The sequence below is a fragment of the Flavisphingomonas formosensis genome (assembly GCF_009755815.1).
Lineage (GTDB): Bacteria > Pseudomonadota > Alphaproteobacteria > Sphingomonadales > Sphingomonadaceae > Flavisphingomonas > Flavisphingomonas formosensis.
Genome location: NZ_WRPK01000008.1, coordinates 239,581 through 264,630, shown reverse-complemented (window position 1 = coordinate 264,630; position 25,050 = coordinate 239,581). Strand labels below are relative to the sequence as shown.

General features: G+C 66.2%; 24 protein-coding genes. 16 read left to right on the top strand and 8 right to left on the bottom strand.

From position 1 onward, the window contains the following. Positions 1 to 8 precede the first annotated feature (8 nt). Together GQY20_RS21680 and GQY20_RS21675 are read left to right on the top strand one after the other, a co-directional pair. Positions 9 to 2,186 carry a CaiB/BaiF CoA-transferase family protein gene (locus GQY20_RS21680; RefSeq protein ID WP_157219237.1) on the top strand — a complete coding sequence of 726 codons (2,178 nt, stop codon included), beginning with the start codon at positions 9 to 11 and terminating at the stop codon, positions 2,184 to 2,186. 71 nt (positions 2,187 to 2,257) lie between these two features. Next, the gene (locus GQY20_RS21675; protein WP_157219236.1) at positions 2,258 to 3,499 is read left to right on the top strand and encodes a cytochrome P450; all 1,242 of its coding nucleotides are present in this window, start codon (positions 2,258 to 2,260) and stop codon (positions 3,497 to 3,499) included. Positions 3,500 to 3,549: 50 nt separating this feature from the next. On the opposite strand, the gene GQY20_RS21670 is transcribed toward GQY20_RS21675, so the two are convergent. Continuing rightward, positions 3,550 to 4,347: an enoyl-CoA hydratase/isomerase family protein gene (locus GQY20_RS21670; RefSeq protein WP_157219235.1), complete on the bottom strand. Its 798-nt coding sequence runs from the start codon at positions 4,345 to 4,347 to the stop codon at positions 3,550 to 3,552. A 98-nt stretch (positions 4,348 to 4,445) separates the two neighbouring features. Between GQY20_RS21670 and GQY20_RS21665 the strand changes: the two genes are divergently transcribed. Next, positions 4,446 to 5,597: an acyl-CoA dehydrogenase family protein gene (locus GQY20_RS21665; protein ID WP_157219234.1), complete on the top strand. Its 1,152-nt coding sequence runs from the start codon at positions 4,446 to 4,448 to the stop codon at positions 5,595 to 5,597. Between the two features lie 45 nt (positions 5,598 to 5,642). Here GQY20_RS21665 and GQY20_RS21660 read toward each other — a convergent pair whose 3' ends face one another. Both GQY20_RS21660 and GQY20_RS21655 read right to left on the bottom strand, forming a co-directional pair. Beyond that, positions 5,643 to 6,164 carry a MarR family winged helix-turn-helix transcriptional regulator gene (locus GQY20_RS21660; RefSeq protein ID WP_157219233.1) on the bottom strand — a complete coding sequence of 174 codons (522 nt, stop codon included), beginning with the start codon at positions 6,162 to 6,164 and terminating at the stop codon, positions 5,643 to 5,645. Between the two features lie 270 nt (positions 6,165 to 6,434). Further along, complete coding sequence (locus GQY20_RS21655) at positions 6,435 to 6,917, bottom strand: MarR family winged helix-turn-helix transcriptional regulator (protein ID WP_157219232.1); 483 nt, start codon at positions 6,915 to 6,917, stop codon at positions 6,435 to 6,437. Positions 6,918 to 7,082: 165 nt separating this feature from the next. Here GQY20_RS21655 and GQY20_RS21650 point away from each other — a divergent pair, with 165 nt between their 5' ends. Genes GQY20_RS21650 through GQY20_RS21615 form a run of 8 tightly spaced genes read left to right on the top strand, consistent with a single transcriptional unit; the run spans position 7,083 to position 14,723 of the window. Continuing rightward, positions 7,083 to 8,222, top strand: a complete 1,140-nt coding sequence (locus GQY20_RS21650; protein ID WP_157219231.1) for a hypothetical protein — start codon at positions 7,083 to 7,085, stop codon at positions 8,220 to 8,222. Between the two features lie 11 nt (positions 8,223 to 8,233). Further along, positions 8,234 to 9,286 (top strand): phosphotransferase family protein, encoded by a 1,053-nt coding sequence (locus GQY20_RS21645; RefSeq protein WP_157219230.1) that lies wholly within the window; start codon positions 8,234 to 8,236, stop codon positions 9,284 to 9,286. Positions 9,287 to 9,306: 20 nt separating this feature from the next. Then, entirely contained in the window at positions 9,307 to 9,777 is a 471-nt protein-coding gene (locus GQY20_RS21640) for a hypothetical protein (protein WP_198351112.1), read from the top strand. Beyond that, positions 9,774 to 10,994: a phosphotransferase family protein gene (locus GQY20_RS21635; RefSeq protein WP_157219228.1), complete on the top strand. Its 1,221-nt coding sequence runs from the start codon at positions 9,774 to 9,776 to the stop codon at positions 10,992 to 10,994. Before GQY20_RS21640 ends, GQY20_RS21635 begins: the two co-directional genes overlap by 4 nt. After that, positions 10,991 to 11,773 (top strand): enoyl-CoA hydratase/isomerase family protein, encoded by a 783-nt coding sequence (locus GQY20_RS21630; RefSeq protein WP_157219227.1) that lies wholly within the window; start codon positions 10,991 to 10,993, stop codon positions 11,771 to 11,773. The genes GQY20_RS21635 and GQY20_RS21630 overlap by 4 nt, the downstream gene beginning before the upstream one ends. Before the next feature lie 30 nt (positions 11,774 to 11,803). Beyond that, positions 11,804 to 13,342, top strand: coding sequence for an AMP-binding protein (locus GQY20_RS21625; RefSeq protein WP_157219226.1), 1,539 nt, complete (start codon positions 11,804 to 11,806; stop codon positions 13,340 to 13,342). Continuing rightward, positions 13,234 to 13,821, top strand: coding sequence for a MaoC family dehydratase (locus GQY20_RS21620; protein ID WP_332836104.1), 588 nt, complete (start codon positions 13,234 to 13,236; stop codon positions 13,819 to 13,821). Before GQY20_RS21625 ends, GQY20_RS21620 begins: the two co-directional genes overlap by 109 nt. Beyond that, the gene (locus tag GQY20_RS21615; RefSeq protein ID WP_232476184.1) at positions 13,818 to 14,723 is read left to right on the top strand and encodes an HpcH/HpaI aldolase/citrate lyase family protein; all 906 of its coding nucleotides are present in this window, start codon (positions 13,818 to 13,820) and stop codon (positions 14,721 to 14,723) included. Before GQY20_RS21620 ends, GQY20_RS21615 begins: the two co-directional genes overlap by 4 nt. Positions 14,724 to 14,735: 12 nt before the next feature. Here the strand turns inward: GQY20_RS21615 and GQY20_RS21610 are convergent, their stop codons facing one another. Both GQY20_RS21610 and GQY20_RS21605 read right to left on the bottom strand, forming a co-directional pair. Next, entirely contained in the window at positions 14,736 to 15,476 is a 741-nt protein-coding gene (locus GQY20_RS21610; protein WP_157219224.1) for a putative quinol monooxygenase, read from the bottom strand. A gap of 12 nt (positions 15,477 to 15,488) precedes the next feature. Next, positions 15,489 to 16,250, bottom strand: a complete 762-nt coding sequence (locus GQY20_RS21605; RefSeq protein ID WP_157219223.1) for a glucose 1-dehydrogenase — start codon at positions 16,248 to 16,250, stop codon at positions 15,489 to 15,491. A 100-nt stretch (positions 16,251 to 16,350) separates the two neighbouring features. On the opposite strand from GQY20_RS21605, the gene GQY20_RS21600 reads away from it, so the two are divergent. Genes GQY20_RS21600 through GQY20_RS21580 form a run of 5 tightly spaced genes read left to right on the top strand, consistent with a single transcriptional unit; the run spans position 16,351 to position 21,718 of the window. Further along, a complete protein-coding gene (locus tag GQY20_RS21600) occupies positions 16,351 to 17,145 on the top strand; it encodes an enoyl-CoA hydratase/isomerase family protein (RefSeq protein WP_198351111.1) in 795 nt (264 codons plus the stop codon). Positions 17,146 to 17,149: 4 nt separating this feature from the next. Further along, positions 17,150 to 18,679 (top strand): AMP-binding protein, encoded by a 1,530-nt coding sequence (locus tag GQY20_RS21595; RefSeq protein WP_157219221.1) that lies wholly within the window; start codon positions 17,150 to 17,152, stop codon positions 18,677 to 18,679. Beyond that, entirely contained in the window at positions 18,663 to 19,481 is an 819-nt protein-coding gene (locus GQY20_RS21590) for an enoyl-CoA hydratase/isomerase family protein (RefSeq protein WP_157219220.1), read from the top strand. Before GQY20_RS21595 ends, GQY20_RS21590 begins: the two co-directional genes overlap by 17 nt. Before the next feature lies 1 nt (position 19,482). Beyond that, the gene (locus tag GQY20_RS21585) at positions 19,483 to 20,667 is read left to right on the top strand and encodes a CaiB/BaiF CoA transferase family protein (RefSeq protein WP_157219219.1); all 1,185 of its coding nucleotides are present in this window, start codon (positions 19,483 to 19,485) and stop codon (positions 20,665 to 20,667) included. Positions 20,668 to 20,707: 40 nt separating this feature from the next. Beyond that, positions 20,708 to 21,718, top strand: a complete 1,011-nt coding sequence (locus GQY20_RS21580; RefSeq protein WP_157219218.1) for a TIGR03617 family F420-dependent LLM class oxidoreductase — start codon at positions 20,708 to 20,710, stop codon at positions 21,716 to 21,718. Here the strand turns inward: GQY20_RS21580 and GQY20_RS21575 are convergent. The 3 genes from GQY20_RS21575 to GQY20_RS21565 are packed head-to-tail and all read right to left on the bottom strand — an operon-like array spanning position 21,696 to position 25,050. Next, entirely contained in the window at positions 21,696 to 22,886 is a 1,191-nt protein-coding gene (locus GQY20_RS21575; RefSeq protein ID WP_157219217.1) for an epoxide hydrolase family protein, read from the bottom strand. The genes GQY20_RS21580 and GQY20_RS21575 overlap by 23 nt on opposite strands. Then, a complete protein-coding gene (locus tag GQY20_RS21570; RefSeq protein ID WP_157219216.1) occupies positions 22,883 to 24,082 on the bottom strand; it encodes a phosphotransferase family protein in 1,200 nt (399 codons plus the stop codon). The genes GQY20_RS21575 and GQY20_RS21570 overlap by 4 nt, the downstream gene beginning before the upstream one ends. After that, a complete protein-coding gene (locus GQY20_RS21565) occupies positions 24,079 to 25,050 on the bottom strand; it encodes a DUF7064 domain-containing protein (protein ID WP_157219215.1) in 972 nt (323 codons plus the stop codon). Before GQY20_RS21565 ends, GQY20_RS21570 begins: the two co-directional genes overlap by 4 nt.

Below are 25,050 nucleotides of genomic sequence, written 5' to 3'. Positions count from 1 at the left end.
TGTTCGCGATGAGCATGATCCGCATGCTGGACGGCCTGAAGGTCGTCGATCTGGGCGTCGGCATGGCGCCCGCGCTCGCTGCCAAGATGCTGGCCGATCTGGGTGCTTCGGTTACGCGTATCGAGCCCGCGGGCGGCGATCCCTTCGCGGCGATCTATCCGGCCTATGAGGTCTGGCATCGTGGCGCGGCGCGGGCTGGCGGCGAGGCGCTCGACGCGCTGCTGGCCGACGCGGACGCCTGCATCCTGGGCGGCGAGGATCATCCCGATCTCGTCCGCCGGCGGGATGCCGCGGCGCTGGCCGCGCGCCATCCGCGGCTCGTGCTGCTCGACATCACCGACGGCCCCGCGGGCACGCGCTATGTGGGGCCTTCCACCGAGCTGCTCGCCCAGGTGCGCAGCGGCCTCGTCTGGGAGCAGGAGCCGGATCGGCCGATCGTCAATGCGTTCGAGCCGGGCAGCTACGGCGCGGCGATGCAGGGGCTGATCGGTCTGCTGGGGGCGCTGTTCGAGCGCGAGGCTTCGGGCGAGGGGCAGATCGTCTCGACATCGCTGTTCGAGGGGGCCTTGCCCTGGATCGGCACCTATTGGGCGAAGCTCGAAAAGCCGACGCCGATGGCGGATTTCGTCATCCCGCGCGGCGTCGCGCCGCTGATCTTCCGCACCCGCGACGGACGCTTCATCCACATGGCGATCGGTGGCGCGGGCTCGAAATACGGTTTCTACCAGGCGCTGGAAATCGACGATCCCAGCGTCCTTCCCGGCGACAGCGGCATGCCCAAGCCGGGCGGCAGCCGGCGCGACTTCTTCGGCGATTATGAGGTGCTCGCCGCGCATGTCGCGAAGAAGGATTGCGACGAGTTGCTCGCCCGCATCTGGGAGCGCGGCCTGCCGGCGGAGGAGGTGCAGACCCCAGGCGCCTGCTGGTCCGATCCGCAGGTCGCGCGCAACGGCATCATCGTCACCGATCCCGACGGCACCCGCCATGTCGGCCTGCCATTCTCCGCCGCGCCGCTCGCCGAGGGCGCGGCGAAGCGGGCGAGCCGCGGCACGGCGCCGCTCTCGGGCATCCGCGTGATCGATTGCGGCGCGTTCGTCGCGGGGCCGCTCGCCGGCGTCGTCCTCGCCGATCTCGGCGCGGATGTCGTGAAGGTCGAGGCGAAGCAGGGCGATCCCAACCGCTCGATCTTCAAATCCTTCACCGTCGCCAATCATTCCAAGCGAGTGATCGGCGTCGACATGAAGCATGGCGAGGGGCTGCGTATCGTCCAGCAGCTGTGCGCCGACGCCGACGTGGTGATGAACAATTTCCGGCCCGGCGTCGCGCCGCGGCTCGGCGTCGATCCGGCGAGCCTGTCCGCGATCAACCCGGCGCTGATCGTGCTCGAGGCGCCGGCGTTCGGCAATGACGGACCGCTGGCGCTGAAGGCCGGATTCGACATGGTGATGCAGGCCTGGACGGGACATGAGGTGAAGGCTGGCGGCACGGGCAACGAACCGCGCTGGAACCGGACCAATCTCGTCGATTTTGCCGGCGGCATGCTGGGATCGATCGCCATCCTGGCGGCGCTGCTGTATCGCGAGCGGACGGGGAGTAGCGTCGCGCTCGAATCGCCGCTGTGCAACGCCGGCATCTATACACTGTCGGAATTGATTCAGCGCCCGGACGGCAGCTTCGCGGGGGTGCCGACGTTGAGCAGCAGTCTGTCCGGCTACACGCCGCTGGAATGCCTCTACAAGGCGAAGGACGGCTGGGTCGCGATCGTCGCGCGCGGTCGGCGCGCGGCGGAGGGGTTGCGCGATGCCCTGGCTCTCGCGGGCGATCCAGCGGCGTGGGGTGAAGCGGAGGAGCGGCAGATCGCCGGACGTGTCGCCGCGCTCGATCTCGCCGCGGTGCAGGCGTTGCTGACTCCGCACGGTATCTGGGTCGAGCCGGTTCGCGACGGCAAGGAGGAGCAGATCCTCACCGATCCGCAGCTCATCGCGCGCGGCACGGTGCGCGTCAGCCGGCATGCCGCCTTCGGGCAGATCAACGAGATCGGCACCGCCTTCTCCCTCTCGCGCTCGCGGCTCGGCACCGATTTGCCCGCGCCGCAGCCGGGCGCGCATACGCGCGAGCTGCTGGCCCGGCTCGGCTATGACGAGACGGCGATCGGGGAGCTCTACGAGAGGCAGGCGGTCGCGTGAGTGCAAGGATGGAATTGAGCGCCAGCTTGTAATATGCTGGCGTACCGGTTGGGAAAGGGCGGAGGAGCGCGATGAGCGTCCAGGACATTCTCGATATCGATCTGACCAACGCGCCGCGCGAACGCGGTAAGGACATGATCCGCGATCTCGACGAGATCCGCGATGCCGAGCCGGTGTTCTGGAGCGAGAAATCGCGCTGCTGGCTGATCACGCGCCATGCCGATGCTGTGGACGCCTTCCAGCGTCGCATTCCGGTGACCAACGACGGGCGGATGTTCCCGGTCTTCCACCTGATCCCCGAAGCGGAATGGGCGACACGCATCCCGGCGCTGGTCAAATATTCCGATCTCTGGATCACCAGCAGCGAGGGCGCGCGCCATGCGCGGCTCCGCTCGCTGCTGATGAAGGCGCTCAACCGCAAGATCGTCGAAGGGCTGCGGCCCTTCGCCCGCGCACGGGCCGAATATCTCGTCGACACGATGATCGAGCAGGGCGAGCTGGAGTTCAACGAGGGCATTTCGCGCGCGATGACGGGCGACGTGTTGTTCCAGCTGCTCGGCATGCCCAAGGAGCTGGTGCCGCAGCTGCGCGACTGGGCGACCTGGCTGATGGAAGGCGTCGGCGCCACGGTGCCGACGGCCGAGCGGCTGGAGAAGGCCAATCTCGCGCTGGAGAAGATGAACGAGGCGGTGGCCGTCGAGCTGGAGAAAAGGCGCACGGATCCGAAGGAGGATTTCCTCACCGGCCTGCTCACCGCCTCGGAGGGCGACGACAAGCTCAGCTATGACGAGATATTGGCGCAGATGCACGTCGCCATCGTCGCCGGGCACGACACCACGATGAACACGCTCACCCTCTCGGTCGACGCGCTCGCCCGCGATCCCGAGGCCTGGGCCTATGTCGAGGCCAATCAGGACAAGATGCTCGAGATCGTGACGGAGCTGCAGCGCTTCATCTCGATGGTCGGCGGCCAGCCGCGCCTAGTCTATGAGGATTTCGAGCTGCACGGCAAGACGATCCGCAAGGGCGAGATGGTGGCGGTGATGATCGCCTCGGCCAATCGTGATCCGGCGGTGTTCGACCATGCCGACCGGATCGATTTCACCCGCGACAACCGCGGATCGATGGTGTTCGGCCCGGGCATCCATTTCTGCCTTGGCCATCATCTCGCCAAGATGCAGCTCACCGAATTTCTCGGTGCGCTGGTGCGCAAGGTGAAGAGGATCGAGGTGCTGGACGACGCGCTCGATTTCCTGCCGGTCTGGGTGTTCCGCGGCGTCTACCAGATGGACGTGCGGGTCACGGCGCGCTGATCTTCTCCCGTCATGCTGAAACGCGTTCGGCATGACGGGAGAATTTACCCTCACCGACCGCTGAACTGCGGCGCGCGCTTCTCCGTGAAGGCCGTGATCGCCTCCACGAAATCCTCCTGCGATGCGGCGCGGCCGAGCATGGCGGCCTCGGCTTCCATTGCCTCGGCGAGCGTCAGCGAGCCTGCGCCGAGGAACAGCGCCTTGGCGCCGCGGGCCGCGACCGGCGGGCTTGCAGCAATGCGCCGTGCAACGGCAATGGTACGCGCATCGAGCTCGGCATCGGGCACCAGCCAGTTGACGAGATTGTAGCGTTCGGCCGTCGCGGCATCGATCCGCTCGGCCATCAGGGACATCTGCAAGGCGCGGGAGAGGCCGATCTTGCGCGGCAGCGCCCAAGTCTCGCCATGGTCCGGCGTGTGGGCGAGATCGAGTTGGGGGAGGGTGAAGCGCGCCGTGTCCGATGCGACGACGAGATCGGCGAGGATCACGATCTGCAGCGCGACGCCGATGGCATGGCCGCGTACCGAGGCGATCACCGGCTGCGGCACCTGCTCCAGCGCCAGCGACAGCGGCTTGGAAAGGCTGCGCACGCTGTGGCTAAAGCTCTCCCGCCGTGCCTCCGCATCCGCGGAGAGCCAGTCGGCGATATTGCCGATGTCCCCGCCCGAGGAGAAATGCTTGCCGGCCCCCGCGATCACCACGACGCGGATTTCGCTATCCTCGTGCAGCGCCTCGAAGCTCTGCGTGAGTGTCCTTGTCATCGCTTCGTCGATCGCGTTCAGCCGTTCAGGCCGATTGAGGGTGATCGTGCAGATGCCGTCCTGCCGATCGATATTGATCCGCTCCATATGTCTCTCCCGCGCTGCGATCGCGCCATTGCCATCCCGCGTTCCGCTTTGTAGTGATCATGCATATTATCATGAAGTGAACAAGATCGGAGAGTGGCATGCCGCTGAAGGTTGATCCCGATATCTTCTCCCATGAGCATGAGGTGTTCCGGCGCACCGTGCGGCATTTCTTCGAGACCGAGGCCGATCCCCACGTCGAGCAATGGGACGAGGCGCATGCCATTCCGCGTTCCTTCTGGCTGAAGGCGGGCGAAGCGGGAATATTGGGGATCGGCGTGCCGGAGGAATATGGCGGCCCGGGTGGCGATTTCCTCGATCGTGTCGTGATGACGCAGGAAATGGGCTATTCGATTGCGGGCGCGAGCATCGGTCCGGCGTTTCAGCGCGATCAGATGTGCGAGCAGCTGATGGATTTTGGAACCGAGCAGCAGAAGCGTACGTGGTTGCCGAAGATGGTGAAGGGCGAATGCCTCCTCGCCTTCACGGTGACGGAGCCCGATTCGGGCAGCGATCTCGCCTCCATTCGCACCAGTGCTGTCCGTGACGGCGACGATTATGTGATCAACGGCGCGAAGACCTATATTTCCGGCATTGCCGATGCCGATCTCTTCATGGTCGCCTGCAAGACTGATCCGGCGGCGGGATCGCGCGGCATCTCGATCTTCCTGGTCGAGCGCGATACGCCCGGGCTCGGCATCGGCCGCGTGCTCAAGAAGATGGGCTGCCATGCCTCGAACAATGGCGAGCTCCATTTCGAGAATCTGCGCGTGCCGGCGGCCAACCTGTTCGGGCCGCTCAACGGTGGATTCAAGGTCCTGGCCAAGAGTCTGAACCGGGATCGGCTGATGTGGGGCATCATCGCCCATGGCGCCGCGACCCGCGCCTTCGATCTGACCGTTGAGTTCGTCAAGAACCGCAAGGCGTTCGGGCAGACCATCTTCGATTTCCAGAACACCCAGTTCAAGCTTGCCGACCTGAAGGCCGATCTGGATGTGGGTCAGGCCTATATCGATCGCTGCCTGCGCACCTATCTGCGCACCGGCGAGGTCGACATGGGCGAGGCGACCGTCGCCAAGCTCTGGCTCCCGGAAATGGAAGGACGCGTGCTGGATCAGTGCGTGCAGCTTCATGGCGGCGCCGGCTACATGCATGAATATCCGGTCTCGCGGCTGTTCACCGCCGGACGCCTGCATCGCATCTTCGCAGGAACCGCGGAGATCATGCGGCTCCAGATCGGCCGGGCGCTTTGAATGCCGGGGAGGGGAGGGCATAAGGTGCCGCTGCCTCTCGTCGGCTTATTCGGAGAAGAAATCGGCGTCGGGAAGATCGGGCTGCTGGGACGGATTGCGGTCCTTCATCTCGGCATCCATCTCGATCAGGCGCCGTTTCATGCGGTGGAGGATGTCTTCGGCCAGATGGATCTCCTCCGCCGTCACCCCGTCGAGCATGGTGTGGTTGAGCGACACCGCGCGCGCCTGGATGCCCTCAAGCACCTTTTCCCCGGCCGGCGTCATCACGATCCGTTTGGCGCGCCGGTCGGCCGGATCGGCCTTGCGCTCGATATAGCCCGACGCTTCCAGCCGGTCGAGCAGGCCGCCGAGGGCGACCTTGCCGATGTCCAGCACCTTCGCCAGTTCGGTCTGCATCATCTCATGACTGGAATCCCGCGCCAGATTGGTGAGTACCCACCATTGCGAGCGCGTAATGCCGACCGGTTTCATGACCTTGTCGACCACCGTGCGGCGAAGCCGCGAGACATCGTGAACGAGAAAGCCGAGGCGGAAGCGATTGGCGGCCTTCAGCTTCGAATAATCCATAGGGTGCGCCCTTCGAAAACACCTTTGCACCAGCCGCGCCAATGCTGCGCGGATTGTCCATGAATGCACCCTATCAGGAGACTAACTGTAAGCAAGCGAAATATATACTTTGAAATTTATGCTCTCGGTTACGACGCGGCGATCCCATGCAGGTTGCGCGGGCCGGATATGGTTCGGGAGTATCGCAGGCATGGCAGGAGGACGCGCCGAAGCCAATTCCGGCGGGGTACCGGAACCGGCTTTGCGATCGGGCTGCGGAGGTACCGGCGGTTAGAAGGTGCCGCCCTTGCGCAGTTCAGCGTCCATTTCCATGAGCCGCTTCTTCATGCGATGCATGATGTCTTCCGCGATGGCGATTTCCTCGGCCGTTACGTCACGCAGGGTCTCGCGATTGAGCTCGGTGCCCTGCTCCTGCATCTTTTCGAGAATCTCCTCGCCCTTTGCGGTCATCGCGATCCGCTTGGCGCGGCGATCCGCTGGATCGGCCTTGCGCTCGATATAGCCGCCGGCTTCCAGGCGATCGAGCAGGCCGCCGAGCGCAACCTTGCCGATATCGAGCACGTTGGCGAGCTCGGTCTGCATCATCTCATGGCTGGTGTTGCGGGAAAGATTGCTCAGCACCCACCATTGCGAGCGTGTGATGCCGAGGGGCTTCAGCGCCTTGTCGATCACCGTGCGCCGCAGGCGCGAGACGTCGTGAATGAGGAAGCCGAGGCGAAACTGGCTGGCGACTGGGGTATCCGAATAATCCATTTACGCGCGTTCCGGACCGTGATTCATCGGGCATGCTGGGCGCAAACCGTGCTGTCAAGAAAATTGCTTGCCCACATTCTATCAGTCACCTGACGATAAGCATGCGAACTTCTATTGACGCCCATCCCGGCGGCCAATATGCCTGATGGAAATCAGGAGAGAGATGTGCTGACTCCGCTGGACGAGACGCTGCACCACCAGGCGCCGCTGACCTTCGATCATGTCCATTCGACCGATCATCGCTTCTATGATCGCCAGCTGATGGGCGGTTTCCGCGCCGATGGCGAGATCGCCTTCCTGGCCGGGATCACCCTGTTCAAGAACATGAACGTGATCGAGGGCTTCGTCATGGTGCAGTCGGGTTCGGCCCGGCAGCATAATGTGCGGATCACCCGCCAGCTCCGGCCGATGCCGGACAGCGAGGCCCGGATCGGCCCACTGTCGCTCTCCGTCGTCCGGCCCTTTGCCGAGTTGCGCTACCTGCTGGAGGCGGGCGACTATCCGATTGCGCTCGACATGACCTTCGATGCGATGCTGCCGCCGCGGCTGGAGCATCCCCATGTCGCGCGCAGCGATGGCCGGCTGCACACCGATTATCTGCGCTACAACCAGCTCGGCCGGATCAGTGGATCGGTGACCGTCGACGGCACCCGGATCGAGGCGCAGGACTGGTTCGGCTGGCGTGACCATAGCTGGGGCGTGCGCCCCGGCGTCGGCGGGTTCGAGCCGATGACCGGCACGCCCAGCGCCGGTGGCGTCGCCTCCGCCGCGCGCACCGGCGGCAAAGGCCTGTTCCTCGTCCATGCCGGCTTTCGCGCCGGCACGCTCGGCGGCGCGGTGCAGCTCATCGAGGATGGCGAGGGCAAGCGCATCTACACCGAGGGGGAAGTGCGCTGGGGTGAGGGCGATCCGGTCGAGGTGATCGGCATCGCCCACGATGTGCGTTTCAAGCCCGGCACCCGCGTCTTCGAGACGATGCGGCTGGATCTCGCGCTGGCCGACGGGCGCAGCGTGCCGCTCGAGGCGACGGCGGTCGGCCGGCCTTGGGTCTATCGCGGCGGCGGCTTCGACGGCGGTTTTGCCGACAGCAAGGGGCAGGGCGTCTGGCGCTCACGTGATCTCGCCTTCGAAATCGACAGCTACGACATTTCCGATCCCGAAGTGGTGATCCTGTCCGACGGCAGCGCCGTCAAGCCCAAGCATCGCGAACAGCTGGCGGTCTGCACCGTGAATGGCGAGCCCGGCAGCGCCTATATGCCGATGTTCGTCATCGGGCCGCAGCCCCGCTTCGGATTGCCTGATTGAGTGAGCCCCCGATGATCGAACTGGAAGCCCTGCAAGACTATTTCGCCGGCCATATGGGCAGCGACGTGCGCGTGACCCGCTTCAGGCGCACCTTTCCCGGCATCAGTCGCGAGACCTTCCTCGTCTGGACGGAGGAGAAGGGCGCCGAGGGCGGCTATGTCTTCCGCACCGATGCGCTGGGCGGCCCGATCTGCCCGGTGCCGCTGGAATATGAATATCGCATCATCAAGGGCCTGCACGCGACGGCGGTACCAGTGGCCGAGCCGCTCTGGTTCGACGCCGCGCCCGCGATCGCCGAGGGGCGTCCGGTGATGGTCCGCCGCATGGTGGACGGAAGCAACGACATTCCCGGCCTTTATGACGAGGGCGCCGAGGCGGCGGCGCGGCGCCAGCGAGTGGCGCTGGAGCATGCCGAGAAGCTGGCGACGCTGCACAGCCTGGATCTCGATGCGACCGGCTTTTCGGACTTCGTCGACATACCCGCCTCGGCCGCAGAGTGCGCGCGCGCCGATTATGATCGCTGGATGCGCATCTTCCGCGAGGTGCGCACCGATCCCTTTCCGCTCGTCACCGAAGCGGCCTTCTGGCTGGAGGAGCATCTGCCGACCAGCGCGCCGCGCATCTCGCTGTGCAAGGGTAATAACGGCATGGGCGAGGAGATATGGAAGGACGACCGGATCGTTGCCCTGTCCGACTGGGAGCTCGCCTTCGCCGGCGATCCGGCTCAGGACTGGGCCCTGTCGCAGGGCATGCTGACCTTGGGCGATGCGGAGACGACGCTCGGTCATTATGAGGATGTGGCGGGTTTCGCCATCGACCGCTCCAGCCTCGACTTCTATCGTGTCTGGGAAGTGTGGAAGGCGGTGCCGACGCTCAACAACGGGCTGCGTCCCTTCCTCTCGGGTAAAAATCCGCGGGCGCCACGTCTCAATCTCGGTTTCGGCCGGGTCAAGCTGTTCGAGCAGCTGCTCGGCATGATGATCGGCAAGCCGATGGACGAGGCGGCGCATATCGTCGCCGAGTGGCGCAAGAGTCCCTACCGTCCCGAAAACGCAGCGAATTGATGAGGGGAGGCGATCCTATGATGCCGACCACTGAGCAGATGCTTGCCGCGGTGCAGCTCGCGCTGCGCGAGCATGTCGTACCGAAGATCGACGATCAATGGGCGCAGAGCGCGCTGCGCAGCGTGGACGTGATCCTCAACCATCTGCAGGCGCGCACGCCGGTCGAGGGGCCGATGCTGCACGAGGACACGGCCGAGCTGGTCGAACTGCTGCAATCGGCGCGCACGAGGCTGGGCCATGCGGATGCGGACCTTGACGGCTTCCTGGCCGAGGCACCCGCGCTGCTGGGCGGCTATGCCCGCGTCGATGCGCTGCAGGCATTGAACCATCGCGGGCGCGAGCGGGTGGATGCGCTGCTTCTCCTGTGCCGCGCACGGCGCGGGGAGGCGGCGGCAGAGGCGGTCCATGCCGATCTGCGCGCCTATCTGCTGCGCCATGCCGATCGCGAGAGCGGCTTCTTTTTCCCGACCTATGTGGGGAGGCCGGTTTGACCGATCCGCTCCTGGGCGAAAAGCTGCGCAGCATCCTAACGGCGCTGCGGGCCGACCTCAAGCCGGAGCTGCAGGCGGGCAATGCCCGGCTGCGCTGCGAGCTGATCGAGATGCTGCTGGCTCGGCTGTCCATCGAGGTCGAGGAGGAAGCGGGACCCGCCGCCGGAGTGGAGGCCGAACGCGATTGGCGCAATGCCCATGAAGCGCGGATCGCCGCGGTGCTGGCCGCGCCGGTCGCGGCGACGGGATCGGGCAGCGAATTGGAGATTCCGGCGGCGGTCTTCTCCGCCTGGTTTGCCGGCCGCGATGCCGGTATCGAGATCGCCCGTGTAACCACCGTTCCGGGGGGGCGCTCCAAGGGCACGATCCTGCTCGACTGTGTCGACGGACGCCAGCTCGTCATTCGTCGCGATTTCGCCGCCGCGGTCACCGGAACGTCGGTGAGCGACGAGTTTCCGGTCATCCGGGCGGTTCACGGCCAGGGCCTGCGGGTGCCGGAGCCGCTGTGGCTGGAGTCATCGCCGGATGCGATCGGCGGGCGCTTCATCGTGTTCGAGCGGCTGCGCGGCAAGGCGATGGGCACGCTCTTCGCCAGCGATGCCTCGCCCGCCTTCTGCCGCGATTTCGCCGCCGAGCTCGCGCGGCTGCACCGCCTCGACATCGATGCGCTCGGCATCGCCGATGCGCTTACCTATGGCCGCGAGGACCATCCGGTGCGCGCGCATCTCGAAAGCTACGAGCGCCGCTATCGCAGCGGCATGGCGCCGGTGCCGCTGATCGACGCCGCCTTCGCATGGCTCCATGAGCGGCTGCCGCATATCGGCAATGAGCGGCGCCTGGTCCATGGCGATGCGGGCCTGCACAACACGCTGGGCGACGACGACCGCCTGACCGGTCTGCTCGACTGGGAATTCGCCCATGCCGGCGATCCGGCCGAGGATCTGGCCTATTGCCGTTTCCTCGTCTCGCGCGTGCTTCCATGGGAAGAGTTCATGGCGGCCTATCGCGGCGCGGGCGGGCCGGAGGTGAGCGACGCGCGCCTGTCCTTCTTCACCGTGTGGCGGACGCTGTTGCTGTCCGTGCTGACCGGCTTCGCGCGGACCAGCTACGACAAGGACGTGGACCGCGATCTGCGCATAGCGGCGATCGGATACAACACCTTCCCCAAGCAGTTGCGCGATCTCGCCAACGATCTTGCTACGGAGATGAACGCATGAGCGAGTCTGAACTCAGCTTCGTGATCGATGGCCCGATCGCGCGGGCGACGATCAATCGTCCCCATGTCATGAACGCGATGAAGAACGGCATGTGGGAGGAGCTCGGCGATCATTTGCGCGGCATCGAATTCGATCGCGACGTGCGCGTCGTGCTCATCACGGGCGCCGGCGACAATTTCTGCGCGGGCGGCGACGTCAAGGAATTTTCGACGACGCTCGGCATGGGCGATCTCGAGCGGACCAACCATTGGATGACCAGCGGCGACAAGGGGAACCAGCTCTTCGCGATCATCGAGCGCATCCCGCAGCCGGTGGTGACGCGGGTGCGCGGCATGGCGGCGGGTGGTGGGCTCGCGATGGTCGCCGCGGCGGATCTCGCGATCGCGTCCGAGAGGAGCCGCTTCCTCGCGGCGCAGATCCGCGTCGGGGTGATTCCCGATTCGGCGCTGAGCTATAATCTCGTCCGTAATATCGGCCCCAAGCGCGCCAAGCAGATCGCCTATCTCGGTGACATATTCGGTCCCGAAGACGCGCTCGACTTCGGCCTCGTCAACTGGGTCGTGCCCGATGACGAGCTGGACGCGCGGACCGAGGCTCTGCTCGCCCGGATCGCCGACCTGCCGCAGGAGGCGCTGGGCCGCACCAAGCGCGCGATGAACGTCGCCCACCGCATCTCGATCTCCGACCATCTCGCGCAGGAGTCGATCGATATCGGCGCGGTGGTCGCGCATCCCGACTATGCCGCGCGGGTGACCGCCTTCATGGAGCGCAGCCGCTAGGCGGACGCCGCGGTAGAGGGGCATCAGATCATGTCCGATCCCTATCGCCAGCATCCCCGCGCCTGGGCGACATCCGATCCCGACCGGCCGGCGATCGTCTATCCTTCGCTCGGCATCACGATCGGTTATGGCGAGCTGGATACGCGCGCCAATCGCTGCGCGCATTTCCTGCGCGCACGAGGGCTGCGCCGCGGCGATCATTTCGCGATGCTGGTCGAGAATGTGCCGGTTTTCCACGAGCTGGTCTGGGCTGGGCACAATGCCGGCCTCTATTACACCGCGATCAGCTGGCGGTTCCGCGATGACGAGATTGCGTTCATCATCGGCAATTGCGGCGCGAGGCTGGTCTTTTACACGGAGCAGCAAGGGGAACTGGCGGGGCGCCTCGCGGCCCGTTTTCCCGGCGTCGATTTCGTCGACGTGACGGATGGCCGTTATGCCCAGGCCTGCCCGCCGACGCCGATCGCGGACGAGAGCCGTGGCTCGGACATGCTCTACTCCTCCGGCTCGACCGGGCGGCCCAAGGGGATCAAGCAGCTCCTGCCGGACGGCGGCATCGACGGCCTGTCGAAGATGTTCGCCATCTATGCGGATCGTTACGGCTGGGGCGCGGACACCGTCTATCTGATGCCCTGTCCGCTCTATCATTCGGGGCCGATGCGTTTCGCAATGGCGATGCAGCAGATCGGCGCCACGTTGATCGTGATGGAGGCGTTCGATGCGGCGGCGTCGCTGGTGCTGGTCGAGCGGCATCGCGTCACCCATGCTCATTGGGTGCCGACCATGCTGGTGCGGCTGCTCAAGCTGCCGCCAGACGTGCGGGCGCGCGCCGACCTCTCCTCGCTGCGCACCATCGTCCATGGCGCCGCGCCGATCGCGCCGGACGTCAAGCGCGCAGCGATCGGCTGGTTCGGCCCGATCCTCGAGGAAAGTTATGGCGGAACCGAGGGCAATGGCCTGACGATGATCAGCTCGGCCGAATGGCTTGCCCATCCGGGATCGGTCGGCCGGCCTTTCCTCGGTGCTGTCGATGTCCTCGACGATGCGGGCCGGGTGCTGCCGACCGGCGAGATCGGTACGATCTGGTTTTCCGGCGGACCCGGCTTCGCCTATCACGACGATCCCGACCGCACGGCGCAGGCCCATGACGGCCGGGGCCGCAGTACGCTGGGAGACATCGGCTATCTCGATGCGGAGGGTTATGTCTATCTGACCGACCGGCACAGCAACATGGTGATCTCCGGCGGCGTCAACGTCTTCCCTCAGGAAGCGGAGAATCGCCTGATCTCCCATCCGGCGGTGGCCGATGCGAGCGTGTTCGGCATAGCCGACGAGGATATGGGCGAGGTGCTGCACGCCGTGATCCAGCCGCTCGATCCCGTCGCGGACCAGGAGGCCTTGCGCGCGGAGCTTGCAAAATGGTGCCGCGCCGCGCTCGCCTCGATCAAATGCCCGCGCAGCTGGGAGTTTCGCGACCGGCTGCCGCGGCACGACACGGGCAAGATCTACGCCCGCCAGCTCAAGGAAGAGTTTCTGGCCCGCCGGGACAAGTCCTCGGCAGGACGCTGAATCGAAATCGACGGGAGACACATATGGCGGGAGTCTGGTTCGACGAATTGCAGGTGGGGCAGCGCTTCGATCATCCGATCCGGCGCACGCTCACGGAGACGGACAATGTGCTCTTCACCGCGATGACGCATAATCCGGCGCTACTGCATCTCGACGAAGAATATATGAAGGGCACCGAGTTCGGCAGTCGGATCGTCAATTCGGCCTTCACCCTCGGGCTGATGGTCGGCATCTCGATCGGTGACACCACGCTGGGCACGGCGGTCGCCAATCTCGGCTGGGACGAGGTGCGCTTTCCCAAGCCGCTCTATCATGGCGATACCATACATGTGGTGACCGAGGTGATCGAGTTGCGCGATTCGAAGTCGCGGCCTGATGCGGGCATCGTCACTTTCCTGCACCAGGCGTTCAACCAGCGCGACGAGCTCGTCGCCTCCTGCAAGCGCTCGGGCCTGCAACGCAAGAAGCCGAAGTCATGAGCGGGACGATGCGTCCGCCGCTGCGCTCTTTCCTGTTCATTCCGGGGGACAGCGAGAAGAAGCTGGCGAAGGTGGCCGGTTGCGGCGCCGACGCGGTGATCCTCGACCTGGAGGATGCCGTGCTGCCGGAGAACAAGCCGCGCGCCCGCGCGCTCGTCTCCGCCTTCCTGGCGGCTGCCCCGCGCGGCGCGCGGCCGACCCGATATTGGGTGCGGGTCAATCCGTTCGACACCGGTCTTATGCTCCAGGATCTGGCGGCAGTCATGCCAGGTGGTCCAGACGGGATCATGCAGCCCAAGACCAACGGGCCGGAGGATGTACGACGCCTGTCCCACTATCTCGATGCGCTGGAGGCCGCGCACGGCATCGAGGCCGGATCGATCCAGATCCTGCCGGTGGCCACCGAGACGGCGGTCGCGCCCTTCACGCTTGGTCGGTTCGCCGATGCCGGGCTGGAGCGGTTGGCAGGCATCACCTGGGGGGCGGAAGATCTGTCGACCGCGCTCGGCGCCAGCACCAATCTGGACGCGAACGGGGAATGGGCCTTCACCTACAAGATGGTCCGCTCGCTCTGCCTGCTCGCGGCCCATGCGTCCGGCGTGCAGGCGATCGACACCCTCTATGTCGATTTCCGCGACGATGCAGGGCTGCGCGCGTCGTGCCGGGCGGCGCGGGCCGAGGGATTCAGCGGCCGCGTCGCCATCCATCCGGCGCAGGTGGCAGGGATCAACGACAGCTTCATGCCGTCGGCCGAGGAGATCGATCATGCCCGACGCGTCCTCGCGGCCTTTGCCGCCAGTCCCGGCGCGGGTGCGGTCGGGCTGGACGGCAAGATGGTGGACATCCCCCATCTCCGGCAGGCGGAGCGGGTGCTGGCGCAGGCGGAGGCGTTCGGGGGATGACGAGGCAGAGCATCATCCCACGCCATGGAGGCGGTGGGGGAAACGGGTGATGCCCAGTTCCGGCCGCAGCCGTGCCTCGATCGCGGTGGGCAGCGCGCCGAAGACGATGGTGCGGCTGTCGACCAGATCGAGGATGCGGCCCATGATGGGCCCGCAATTGGCCATGTGCGCCAGCATTGCCTCGGGAGTCTCATAGACGTCGAGTGCGACGCAGTTCCCTGCATCGTCGAAGAACCACTCATAACCCTGCGTGCCCGGATCGCGTGCGCAGGCGCTGTCGAAGGCTTCGCGGGCGAGCGTGCGGAAGGCATCGGCCCGGCCGGGGTGGGGGCGGAACCAGGCGAGGGCATAGACGCGCTCGTCGCCTGGCGGCGGCGCGCGGTGCGGCGTCGGTTCGGTCATGCGGCCATGGGCGAGCCGGCCGGCAAAGCAGACCTCGCCGAGCCGCTCGCGCATCCGGTCCTGCAACGCGTCCGGCACGTTCCCGGCGAAGCTGATCCGGAACTGGGCGTGCTCCAGCACCTTGCCGACGCGTCCGTCGAGCATCCGGCCGTGCAGCGCGACCGCCTCGGGATCGTCATAGACCTCGATGACATAGGCCCGCCGCCCGTCCGCCGAGAGGAACCATTCATAATATTGGGTGCCGGCGATGTCGGGCAATATGGCGTCATGGCATTGTCTTGCCGCGGCGATGAAGGGTTCGCGCCCGCCCTCCTCGATGTCGATCGCGACGAAGCCGTAGATCTTCTCCATGGGCGATCCCTTTCAGACCGAAGTCGCGCCGTCGACGGGCAGGGCGACACCGTTGACGAAGCTCGAATCCTCGGAGGCGAGCCAGAGTACCGCCTTGGCGACCTCGTCCGGCTTGCCTGTCCGGTTCATCGGGATACGCGCGGTCAGCATGGCAAGCTTGTCCTGCGCGCTGGCGAAACCCTGCTCGACGAGTTCGGTCATCACCAGACCGGGGCAGACGGCGTTGACGCGGATGCCGCGCGCGGCATTTTCCAGCGCGACGCATTTGGTCATGCCCAGCACGGCATGCTTGCTGCCATAATAGGCGCTGCAACCCGGGCTGCCGCGCAGCCCCGCGACCGACGCGCAGTTGACGATCGCGCCGCCGCCCGAGGCGAGGATCGCCGGAACTTCATATTTCATCGCCAGCCAGGTGCCGGTGACGTTGATCGCCATCACCTGCTCGAACATGGCGAGATCGGCATCCTCGACAAAGAGGTTCACCGTCCCGGTGATGCCGGCGTTGTTGTAGGCGATGTGCAGCCCGCCGAAGGTCTCGACCGTGCGGGCGACCATCTGCTCCACCGAGGCGGCCTCGGTGATGTCGCATTGCACGAAGGCGGCGCTGCCGCCCCGGCTGCGAATCGCCTCGACGCCGCCCATGCCTTCCGCCTCGCGGCGGCCGGCGATCATCACCCGTGCGCCTTCCGCCGCGAAGGCCTGCGCGGCGGCGAGGCCGATGCCCGATGTTCCGCCGACGACAAGGGCGACCTTGCCGGTGAATCGCCTGTCCATGCGCCTCTCCCGATCTCGTGTTTCGTGGCGAGGATACGGATTGCAAAATAAGTTCGCAACATTATCATACGCTGACAATCAATTTTTTGGGACGGGGATGATGACGGGCGATTTCAGGAATATCCGCTATGTGGAGGATGGCCCCGTCGCGACCCTCACCTTCGATCGGCCGGATATATTGAACTCGATGGACGAAGTGATGACCGGCGAGATCGTGTCGGTGATCGAGAGATTGCGCCGGCCAGGTGCCATTCGCGCGCTCGTCATCGCGTCGACGGGACGCTGTTTCTCGGCCGGCGGCAATTTCGACGAGATCCAGCGACTGATCGAGGATTATGACGCGCGCATGGATGCCTATGACAATGGGCGCCGCGTCATCCACGGCATGGCCGAGATAGCGATGCCCGTGATCGTTGCCTTGCAAGGCGACGTTTATGGCCTCGGCACCTCGCTGGCTCTGTCGGCAGACATTCTCGTCGCCTCGAAGAATGTCCGGATCGGCGATCCGCACGTGAAGGTCGGCCTCGTCGCCGGCGATGGTGGCACGCTTGTCTGGCCCGCCGCCTTCGGCCTACTCAAGGCCAAGCGCCACCTGCTGACCGGCGATCCGATCGGTGCGGAGGAGGCGCATCGGCTGGGCGCGGTGAGCGAGCTGGTCGACGAGCCCGAACAGGTGCTGCCGCTGGCGCAGGAGCTGGCTCGGAAGGTGGCAGCGCTGCCGCCGCTGGCGGTCCAATATACCAAGCGCGCGCTCAATCATTCGATGCAGCGCGCGGCGCTCGATCATTTCGAGTTCGCGATGGCGCTGGAGCAATATGCGATGACCAGCGCGGATCTGAAGGAGGCGCTGGCCGCGCTCAAGGAGAAGCGCAAACCCTCCTTCAGCAACCGCTGATCCGATGCACCCGCGCGATCATGTCGGCCGGCAGGATGGGCGCCCCGCGCTCGTCATGGCGGGCAGCGGCGAGACGATCGGTTTCGCCGAGCTCGACGCGCGCGCCAACCGCGTGTCGCAGCTGCTGCGCGCCCGCGGGTTGAAACCGGGCCATCGTATCGCGCTCTGGATCGAGAATCATCCGCGTTATTTCGAGATCGCCTGGGGCGCCTACAATGCCGGCCTGCTCTTCGTGCCGATCAGCACGCGCCTCAAGCCGGAGGAGGCGGCCTATATCGTCGCCGACAGCGGCGCCGCGATGCTGTTCGCCTCGACGGCGGTCGATCATGCAGCGATCGCGCCGTTGCTCGGGCCGGGCGTGGACCTGCTCGTCATCGGCGAGGGCTATGAGGACGCCGTCGGCGCGATGCCGGCGACGCCGATCGCGGACGAGACGCGCGGCAGCGCGATGGTCTATTCGTCGGGCACCACCGGGCGGCCGAAGGGAATCACACCGCACCTGGCGCCTGCGCCGGTCGGGGAGCTGCCGCAACTCACCGAGGTGCTGATCCGCCTGTTCGGCTTCGATCGCGAGACCGTCTATCTCTCGCCGGCGCCGCTCTATCACACCGCGCCGCTCAAATTCACCATGACCGTGCAGCAGGCCGGTGGCACGGTGATCGTGATGGAAAAGTTCGATGCGGCGGCGGCGGTCCGTGCGCTCGAGCGGCATCGCGTCACCCATTCCCAATGGGTGCCGACGATGTTCGTGCGGATGCTTCAGCTCGACGAGGCGCAGCGTCGGTTCGACGGCTCCGTCCACCGCGTCGCGATTCATTCGGCCGCACCGTGCCCGGTGCCGGTCAAGGAGGCGATGATGGTATGGTGGGGGCCGATCCTCCACGAATATTATGGCGGCTCGGAAAGCGTCGGCCAGACTGCGATCGGGCCCGAGGAGTGGCTGCGCAAGAAGGGCTCGGTCGGCCGGGCGACGCGCGGCATCCTGCACATCGTCGACGAGGCGGGGCGGGAGCTCGGGCCGAACGAGACCGGTCTCGTCTATTTCGAGGGCTGTGGCGGCTTCACCTACCACAAGGATCCGGAAAAGACCGATCGAGCCTATGACGCGCGTGGTTGGGCGACGTTCGGCGACATCGGCCATGTCGACGAGGATGGCTATCTCTTCCTCACCGACCGGCGTGACTATGTGATTAATGCCGGCGGCGTGAACATCTATCCGCAGGAAGCGGAAAACCTGCTGACCACCCATCCCAAGGTACGCGACGTCGCCGTGTTCGGCGTGCCGCATGCCGATTATGGCGAGGAGGTGAAGGCCATCGTCCAGCCGTGCGATCCGGCGGAGGCCGGCCCCGCACTGGAGGCCGAGCTGATCGCCTGGTGCCGTGCGCGGCTGGCCCACAACAAATGCCCGCGCAGCATCGATTTCGAGAATGACATGCCGCGCGAACCGACCGGCAAGCTGCTCAAGCGACTGCTGAAGGCGCGTTACTGGCCGGCAACGGCCTCGGGAGGAAATCATGTCCACGGGAGCTGAGTCGTTGACCCCCGAATTGCTGACCGAGGTTGCGGGCGGCATCGCGCGGATCACCTTCAACCGGCCGGCGGCGCGCAACGCGCTGACCCAGCCGATGGTGCATGCGATGATCGCCTTCCTGCGCGCATGCGAGCATCGCGAGGATGTGCGGGTCATCCTGCTGAGCGGCGCGGGCGACCATTTCATGGCGGGCGGCGACGTGAAGGGCTTCGCCGAGGCGGCGGGAGCGGGGCCGGAGGAACGGCGCGCCCGGTTCGAGGCGCTGGCGCTCGACGTGCTGCCGCTGTTCGCGTTGATGGAGCGGATCGCCAAGCCGATCGTCGCCAAGGTGCGTGGCGCCTGCGCGGGGGCGAGCGTCGGCTATGTCGCCGCCGCCGATTTCGTGCTGGTGTCGGATACGGCGCTGCTCGTCGTCGCCAATGCCGCGCTCGGGATGAGTCCGGACGGCGCGACCACCTGGCACCTGCCGCGCATCGTGGGGCCGCGCATCGCCAAGCAGATGTGCTTGCTCGGCGAGCGGCTGTCGGCCGCCCAGGCGGTCGCATGCGGTCTCGCCAACTGGCTGTATCCGGATGCCGAGCTGGATGCGGCGACCGAGGCGTTGCTGCGCCGGCTGGCGGACGGGCCTTCCGTGGCGCTGGGTCAGGCGAAGCAACTGCTCAACGCCTCACTCGGGAACGGCCTCGCCGAGCAGCTCGCGCTCGAGGCCCGCGCCGCCGGCATCGGCGGGGCGAGCGAAGATTTCGCGGAAGGCGTCGCCTCCTTCGTGGAGAAGCGCGCGCCCCGCTTCAAGGGACGGTGAGATGACGGACATATTGGAAGGCATTCGCGTGCTCGATGTCACCCGCTTCGTGGCGGGCCCGGCGGCGACGGTCCTGCTCGCCGATCTCGGCGCGGACGTGATCCGGATCGAATCTCCCGGCGGTGCGGACGATCGCACCACCTTGCCGTTCAAGGAGGGTTTCCATGGTGGCGTCGGCTTCACCCAGCTCGGCCGCAACAAGCGCGGGCTGACGATCGACCTCGCCAGCGAGAAGGGCAGGGCGGTGTTCGACCGGCTGCTCGTCACGGCGGACATCGTCTTCGCCAATCTGCCGCGCCGGACCGCGGGCGCGCTCGGCCTCGACTATGATCGGATGCGCGCGATCAAGCCGGACATCATCTTCGTGCACATGACCACCTTCGGATCGGATGGTCCTTATGCCGACCGGCTGGGCTTCGACGCGATCGCGCAGGTGATGAGCGGGCTCACCTACATTTCTGGCGATCCGGGCAAGCCGATGAAACACAACAGCGCCTGGGTGGACATGAGCACCGGTTTCCTCGCCGCCTATGGCGCGCTGGCCGCGCTGCGCCACCGCGACCGCACGGGCGAGGGGCAGAAGGTGGAGGCCAATCTCCTCCAGACCGCGATGACCGTCGGCAACTATTTCCTGTTCGATCAGCATTTCAACGCAACCAACCGGATCGGCACCGGCAACCGCGCCCAGTCGGGCGGACCCGCCGACCTCATCCAGACCAAGGACGGCTGGGTCTATATGGTGGCGCTCGGCGATCCGATGTTCCGCCGCTTCATGCGCATGATCGGACGCGAGGAGCTGCTCGGCGATCCACGCTTCGCCAATGACGAGCTGCGCGCGGAGAATGGCGCGGCGCTGAGCGAGATCGTGACCGAATGGGCGCGGCACCATACGAATGCCGAGATCCTGCCGATCCTGGAGGCCAACCGCATTCCTGCCGGGCCGCTGCTGACGCCGCAGGAAGCGCTCGACGACCCGCATGTGCGCGATCAGTTCATCGTCGAGGTGCCGGTCGAGGGGCTGTCGAAGCCGGTGCCCTATGTGAAGCCGCCGGTTGCTTTCAGCCGCACGCCGGCCGCGATCCGCAAGGGGCCGCCGCGGGTGGGCGAGGACAGCGATGCGGTGCTGACCGAGGCCGGTTTCTCGACGGAAGAGATCGCCGCGCTGCGGGCGGAGGGGGTGGTCTGACGACCCCCGCCAATTCCCGCAATCGATCGAGGAGAGGCCCGTGAAGATCGCGACGATGATCACCTCCCCCCGTCATGCGCAGGCCGAGGCCCGGCGCATGGAGGAGCTTGGCTACGACGTCATCATGACGAACGAATCCAGCCATGATCCCTTCATCCTCTCCACCCTCGTCGCCGAACGGACCGAGAGGGTGGAGATACTGACGTACATCGCCGTCGCCTTTGCGCGAAATCCGATGATCGCGGCGCATTCCGCGCATGACGTGCAGCAGCTTTCCGGAGGGCGCTTCACCCTCGGCCTCGGCTCCCAGGTCAAGGCGCATGTCGAGCGACGTTTCTCCATGCCCTGGTCGCACGCCGCACCACGCATGCGCGATTTCGTCGGGGCGCTCCATGCGATCTGGGATTGCTGGTATGAGGGCAGGCCGCTCGAATATAGGGGCTCCTTCTACCGCCATGACCTGACCTCTCCCATCTTCATTCCCGAGCGGGGCGATCATCCGCGCCCGCACATCGGCCTCGCCGCGGTCGGGCCCGAAATGCACAGGGTTGCCGCACAATCGGCCGACAGCCTGCTCTGCCACAGTTTCACCACCCCCAAATATCTGCGCGAGGTGACGCTGCCGGCGATCGCCCGGGCGACGGCCGAGCGACGCCGACCGGAGAGTGCGCTCCGGCTGGTCGGAATGCCGTTCATCGCGACCGGCGAGACCGAGGAGGAGCTGGGACGGGCGGTGGCCGGGGTGCGCAAGACCATCGCCTTCTACGCCTCGACCCCCGCTTATCGCGCCGTGCTTGAAGTCCATGGCCTGGAAGCGGCCCAGCCGGAGCTGCTCCGCCTTTTCAAGCTGGGGCGATGGAAGGAGATGGGCGAACTGGTCGACGACGGCTTCGTCGACACCTTCGCCGTGGTGGGCGACGCTGCGCGCTGTGCCCGTTCTCTGCACGAGCGCTTCGCCGGCATCTTCGATCTGATCGGTGGCTATGCCGGCTCGGGGCCGGGCATGCCCGAAGCCGTGATGCAGGAGCTCAGGAAACTGCAGACCGCCTGATCGGCGCAAAGCCGGCACGTAGTTCCGCCACGAACAGATCCGGCTGCTCGAACGCGGCGAAATGGCCGCCGCGTGCCGCGCGGTTCCAGTAGACGATGTTCGAGAAGACGCGTTCCGCCCATCGCCGCGGCGGGCGGCGCATCTCGGCGGGGAAGATGCTGCAGGCGACGGGCAGGTCGATCGCCGCGTTACCGAAGGCGCTGCGGAAGCTTTCCCAATAGAGCCGGGCCGCGGAGGCGGCGCTGTCGCTGAGCCAGTAGAGCATGATCGTGTCGAGCATTGCGTCTCGGCTCAGCGCCTGCTCGGGCTCGCCGGCATTGTCCGTCCAGGCCTGGAATTTCTCGTAGATCCAGGCGGCCTGGCCGACGGGCGAATCCGCCAGCGCATAGCCCAGCGTCTGCGGGCGCGTGCTCTGCTGGGTGGAATAGCCGAGGCCCCATTGCCTGTGGGCGTCGGCGGCGGCCCGCGCCTCCTGCGCCTCGGCATCGGCGAACGCCTCGCCCTCGGGTGGGAAGCAGACTACCATGTTGAGATGGATGCCGGCCAGCCCCTTGGGCTGCTGCACCGCCATGGCGCGGGTGATCGCCGAGCCCCAGTCCCCGCCCTGCGCGCCATAATGCGCGTAACCCAGCCGCCGCATTAGCTCTGCCCAGGCGGCGCCGATGCGCTCCACGGTCCAGCCCGTGGCGGTCGGCTTGTCGGAAAAGCCGTAGCCGGGCAGCGACGGGATGACGAGATGGAAGGCCTGCTCGGCACGGCCGCCATGGCGGGTGGGATCGGTGAGCGGTCCGATCGCCTGCAGAAACTCCAGGATCGTGCCCGGCCAGCCATGGCTGAGGATCAGCGGCATCGCATCGGCATGGGGCGAGCGGATGTGCAGGAAGTGGATGCCGAGGCCGTCGATCCGCGTCCGGAAATTGGGCCAGCGGTTGATCTCCGCTTCGCAACGCCGCCAGTCGTATTCCGTCTGCCAATAATCGGCGAGGCTTCGCATGCGATCGAGCGGCACGCCCTGCGACCAATCGGATACGGTCTCGCGATCGGGCCAGCGGGTGAGAGCCAGCCGCGCCTGGAGATCGTCGAGCGCCGCCTGGGGAACGGCGACGCGGAAGGGCAGGATCGCCTCGCTCGCGGATTCGTCCAGCGGAGGGAGCCATTGCGGGGTCATGCGGTGAGCTCCTCGATCAGATCGGCGAGACGGAACAGCGCCTGTCGCCGGTGCCAGCGCGCCATGCCGTAGCGCACGTCGTCGAAATGGCCGTCCTCCAGATTGCGGACCGCCTTATATCCCATCACGCCGAGCCGGAGCTGACCCCAGAGCCGATAGAAGTCGAGCTGCCGGTCAGGCGGGCGCGTGCCGCCGGCGGCCTCATAGGCTGCCAGGAAATCGCCGAAGCTCGCCATGCTCTCGGCCGCATAGCACAGATAAGCGACGTCGGCGGCCGGTGTTCCGACATGGGCGAATTCCCAATCGAGCACGGCGGAGACGCGATCGCCCTCGACCAGCATGTTGTTATAGTTGAAATCGTCATGGACCAGCGCCGGCGGGCCATAGGCCAACGCGCGGTTGCGGGCGATCCAGTCGAAGCAGGCGTCCATGATCGCACTGCGTTCGCCCAGCGCCTGCCAGTCCGCGAGATAATCGTGGAATTGCGCGTCGAAGAAGGCATCACCCTGCGGCTGATCGGCACGGGGCCAATCGTCGGTGGGCACGGCGTGGACCCTCGCCATGCAGCCTGCCGTATCGGCGAGCAGCGCCGGATTGCGGCCGGGCGGCACATAGATGCTGCCGACCGGTGCACCCGATGCGCGCGCGAAGACGATGAACGGATCGCCGATCACGGCCCCGCTGGGTTCCAGCACGAAAGGCTGGGGGATGCGCGCGCCATGATCCCAGAGCCGGTTCAGCGGCCCCCATTCGTCGGTGACGGTGGTGCCGAGATAATTGTTGGCGCTGCGATCGACGCGCAGCGCGACCGCGACCGGCAGGCTGCGTGCGCCCTCCAGCGTGGCGAGCACCGTCTTCTTCGACATGCCGCGCGATACGGTCTCCGCCGAACGGACGATGATGCCGCCTTCGCCGGGAATGGCGGCGTTCAGGAAATCGGCAAGCGCCATCCGGTCCAGCGCATCGTCGACCGCCGCTCGCGGCCGTGCCGCGCGTTCGGCCTGGGCCTGGGTTTCGAGCGTACGCTGGAAGGCAGTCTCCCCGGCGACGTCTCCAGCCGGCGACGACAGCGTCTCGTCGGCGATGATCTCGGCGAGGAGAAGGACCACGGCATCCTTGGCGGCCTGATCGGCGCCGTTCATCCGGCCGACGGTATCGCGGACGAGACGAAGCTGGTTTGCGATGGCGCTGCTCATGCGTAGGCCCCCCCGATGGCGGAGCTGCGGCCGATCTCGACCAGTCCTTCGCCGCGTTCGCCCGTCGTCGTCAGGCGCAGCGGGCAGAAATTCTCGACGATGTGGAAGCCGACCTTGCCCACGGGCGCCTCGGATACCAGCGGAACATGGGCGAAACGACCGGCAACGTCGCTCTCGATCCGATAGGCATTGCCGAACACGTCCGTCACTTCGTGGACCAGCTTCGCGCAGAGGCCATCGGGCATCTCGCCCTCGCTATGGACCTCGATCCGGCGCAGGGCGCGCAGGCCGTCGGCGTCGACGACATAACCTTCCTTGGCGACGTGACCGGGGCGGAAGCTGGTTTCCAGCGTCTTGATGCCGAAGCTGCGGCCGGGAAAATTGAGTCCGCACCAATTGTGGCGCAGGGCGCCGGCGTCGGCGCGTATCACCCAGCTATGGTCGCGATAGCCGCTGCCCCGGATCGCTATCTCAGGACCGTCGACGAAGCGCGCATGGCCGGAGACGTCCAGCGCCTGCTGCTGATGATTGTACGGCAGATTGAGGCCCAGCGTCATCACCTCCTGGAAGGAAGGCGCGGCATTGCCGGCCGTACGGCAGGCGGCATAGTCGAAGGTCGGATGCCGCGCGGTGAAGCGCAGCGCGATATCGATCGCGTCCGATTCGAGCCTGAGCTCGAAGCGCTGGTGCGGCTCGGCGAAATGCAGCGTCAACGCGCCGTCCCCGATGGTACGCGCATATTCGAACGTGTCCGGAAAGGCGGTGGTGTTGGCATAGCGGATCGATCGGCCGCCAATCTCGAAATTGGCGGTGTAGCGGGCGCGGTCGTGGCCCGGTTCGTGATTGAGATGGATCACGCCGAAGGCACCGCTTTCGGGCGCGATCAGGATGAAGAAGTAATTTTCCTTGTAGCGGAGCTGCGCGAACGCGGGAACGGGGTGGGGCAGATCGTCATGGACGGTGGTCAT

Coding starts and splice junctions, on each gene's coding strand:
- GQY20_RS21680 (WP_157219237.1), top strand. CDS start 9: ATGAGCATGATCCGCATGCTGGACGGCCTGAAGGTCGTCGATCTGGGC.
- GQY20_RS21675 (WP_157219236.1), top strand. CDS start 2,258: ATGAGCGTCCAGGACATTCTCGATATCGATCTGACCAACGCGCCGCGC.
- GQY20_RS21670 (WP_157219235.1), bottom strand. CDS start 4,347: ATGGAGCGGATCAATATCGATCGGCAGGACGGCATCTGCACGATCACC.
- GQY20_RS21665 (WP_157219234.1), top strand. CDS start 4,446: ATGCCGCTGAAGGTTGATCCCGATATCTTCTCCCATGAGCATGAGGTG.
- GQY20_RS21660 (WP_157219233.1), bottom strand. CDS start 6,164: ATGGATTATTCGAAGCTGAAGGCCGCCAATCGCTTCCGCCTCGGCTTT.
- GQY20_RS21655 (WP_157219232.1), bottom strand. CDS start 6,917: ATGGATTATTCGGATACCCCAGTCGCCAGCCAGTTTCGCCTCGGCTTC.
- GQY20_RS21645 (WP_157219230.1), top strand. CDS start 8,234: ATGATCGAACTGGAAGCCCTGCAAGACTATTTCGCCGGCCATATGGGC.
- GQY20_RS21640 (WP_198351112.1), top strand. CDS start 9,307: ATGCCGACCACTGAGCAGATGCTTGCCGCGGTGCAGCTCGCGCTGCGC.
- GQY20_RS21630 (WP_157219227.1), top strand. CDS start 10,991: ATGAGCGAGTCTGAACTCAGCTTCGTGATCGATGGCCCGATCGCGCGG.
- GQY20_RS21625 (WP_157219226.1), top strand. CDS start 11,804: ATGTCCGATCCCTATCGCCAGCATCCCCGCGCCTGGGCGACATCCGAT.
- GQY20_RS21615 (WP_232476184.1), top strand. CDS start 13,818: ATGAGCGGGACGATGCGTCCGCCGCTGCGCTCTTTCCTGTTCATTCCG.
- GQY20_RS21610 (WP_157219224.1), bottom strand. CDS start 15,476: ATGGAGAAGATCTACGGCTTCGTCGCGATCGACATCGAGGAGGGCGGG.
- GQY20_RS21605 (WP_157219223.1), bottom strand. CDS start 16,250: ATGGACAGGCGATTCACCGGCAAGGTCGCCCTTGTCGTCGGCGGAACA.
- GQY20_RS21600 (WP_198351111.1), top strand. CDS start 16,351: ATGACGGGCGATTTCAGGAATATCCGCTATGTGGAGGATGGCCCCGTC.
- GQY20_RS21595 (WP_157219221.1), top strand. CDS start 17,150: ATGCACCCGCGCGATCATGTCGGCCGGCAGGATGGGCGCCCCGCGCTC.
- GQY20_RS21590 (WP_157219220.1), top strand. CDS start 18,663: ATGTCCACGGGAGCTGAGTCGTTGACCCCCGAATTGCTGACCGAGGTT.
- GQY20_RS21585 (WP_157219219.1), top strand. CDS start 19,483: ATGACGGACATATTGGAAGGCATTCGCGTGCTCGATGTCACCCGCTTC.
- GQY20_RS21575 (WP_157219217.1), bottom strand. CDS start 22,886: ATGACCCCGCAATGGCTCCCTCCGCTGGACGAATCCGCGAGCGAGGCG.
- GQY20_RS21570 (WP_157219216.1), bottom strand. CDS start 24,082: ATGAGCAGCGCCATCGCAAACCAGCTTCGTCTCGTCCGCGATACCGTC.
- GQY20_RS21565 (WP_157219215.1), bottom strand. CDS start 25,050: ATGACCACCGTCCATGACGATCTGCCCCACCCCGTTCCCGCGTTCGCG.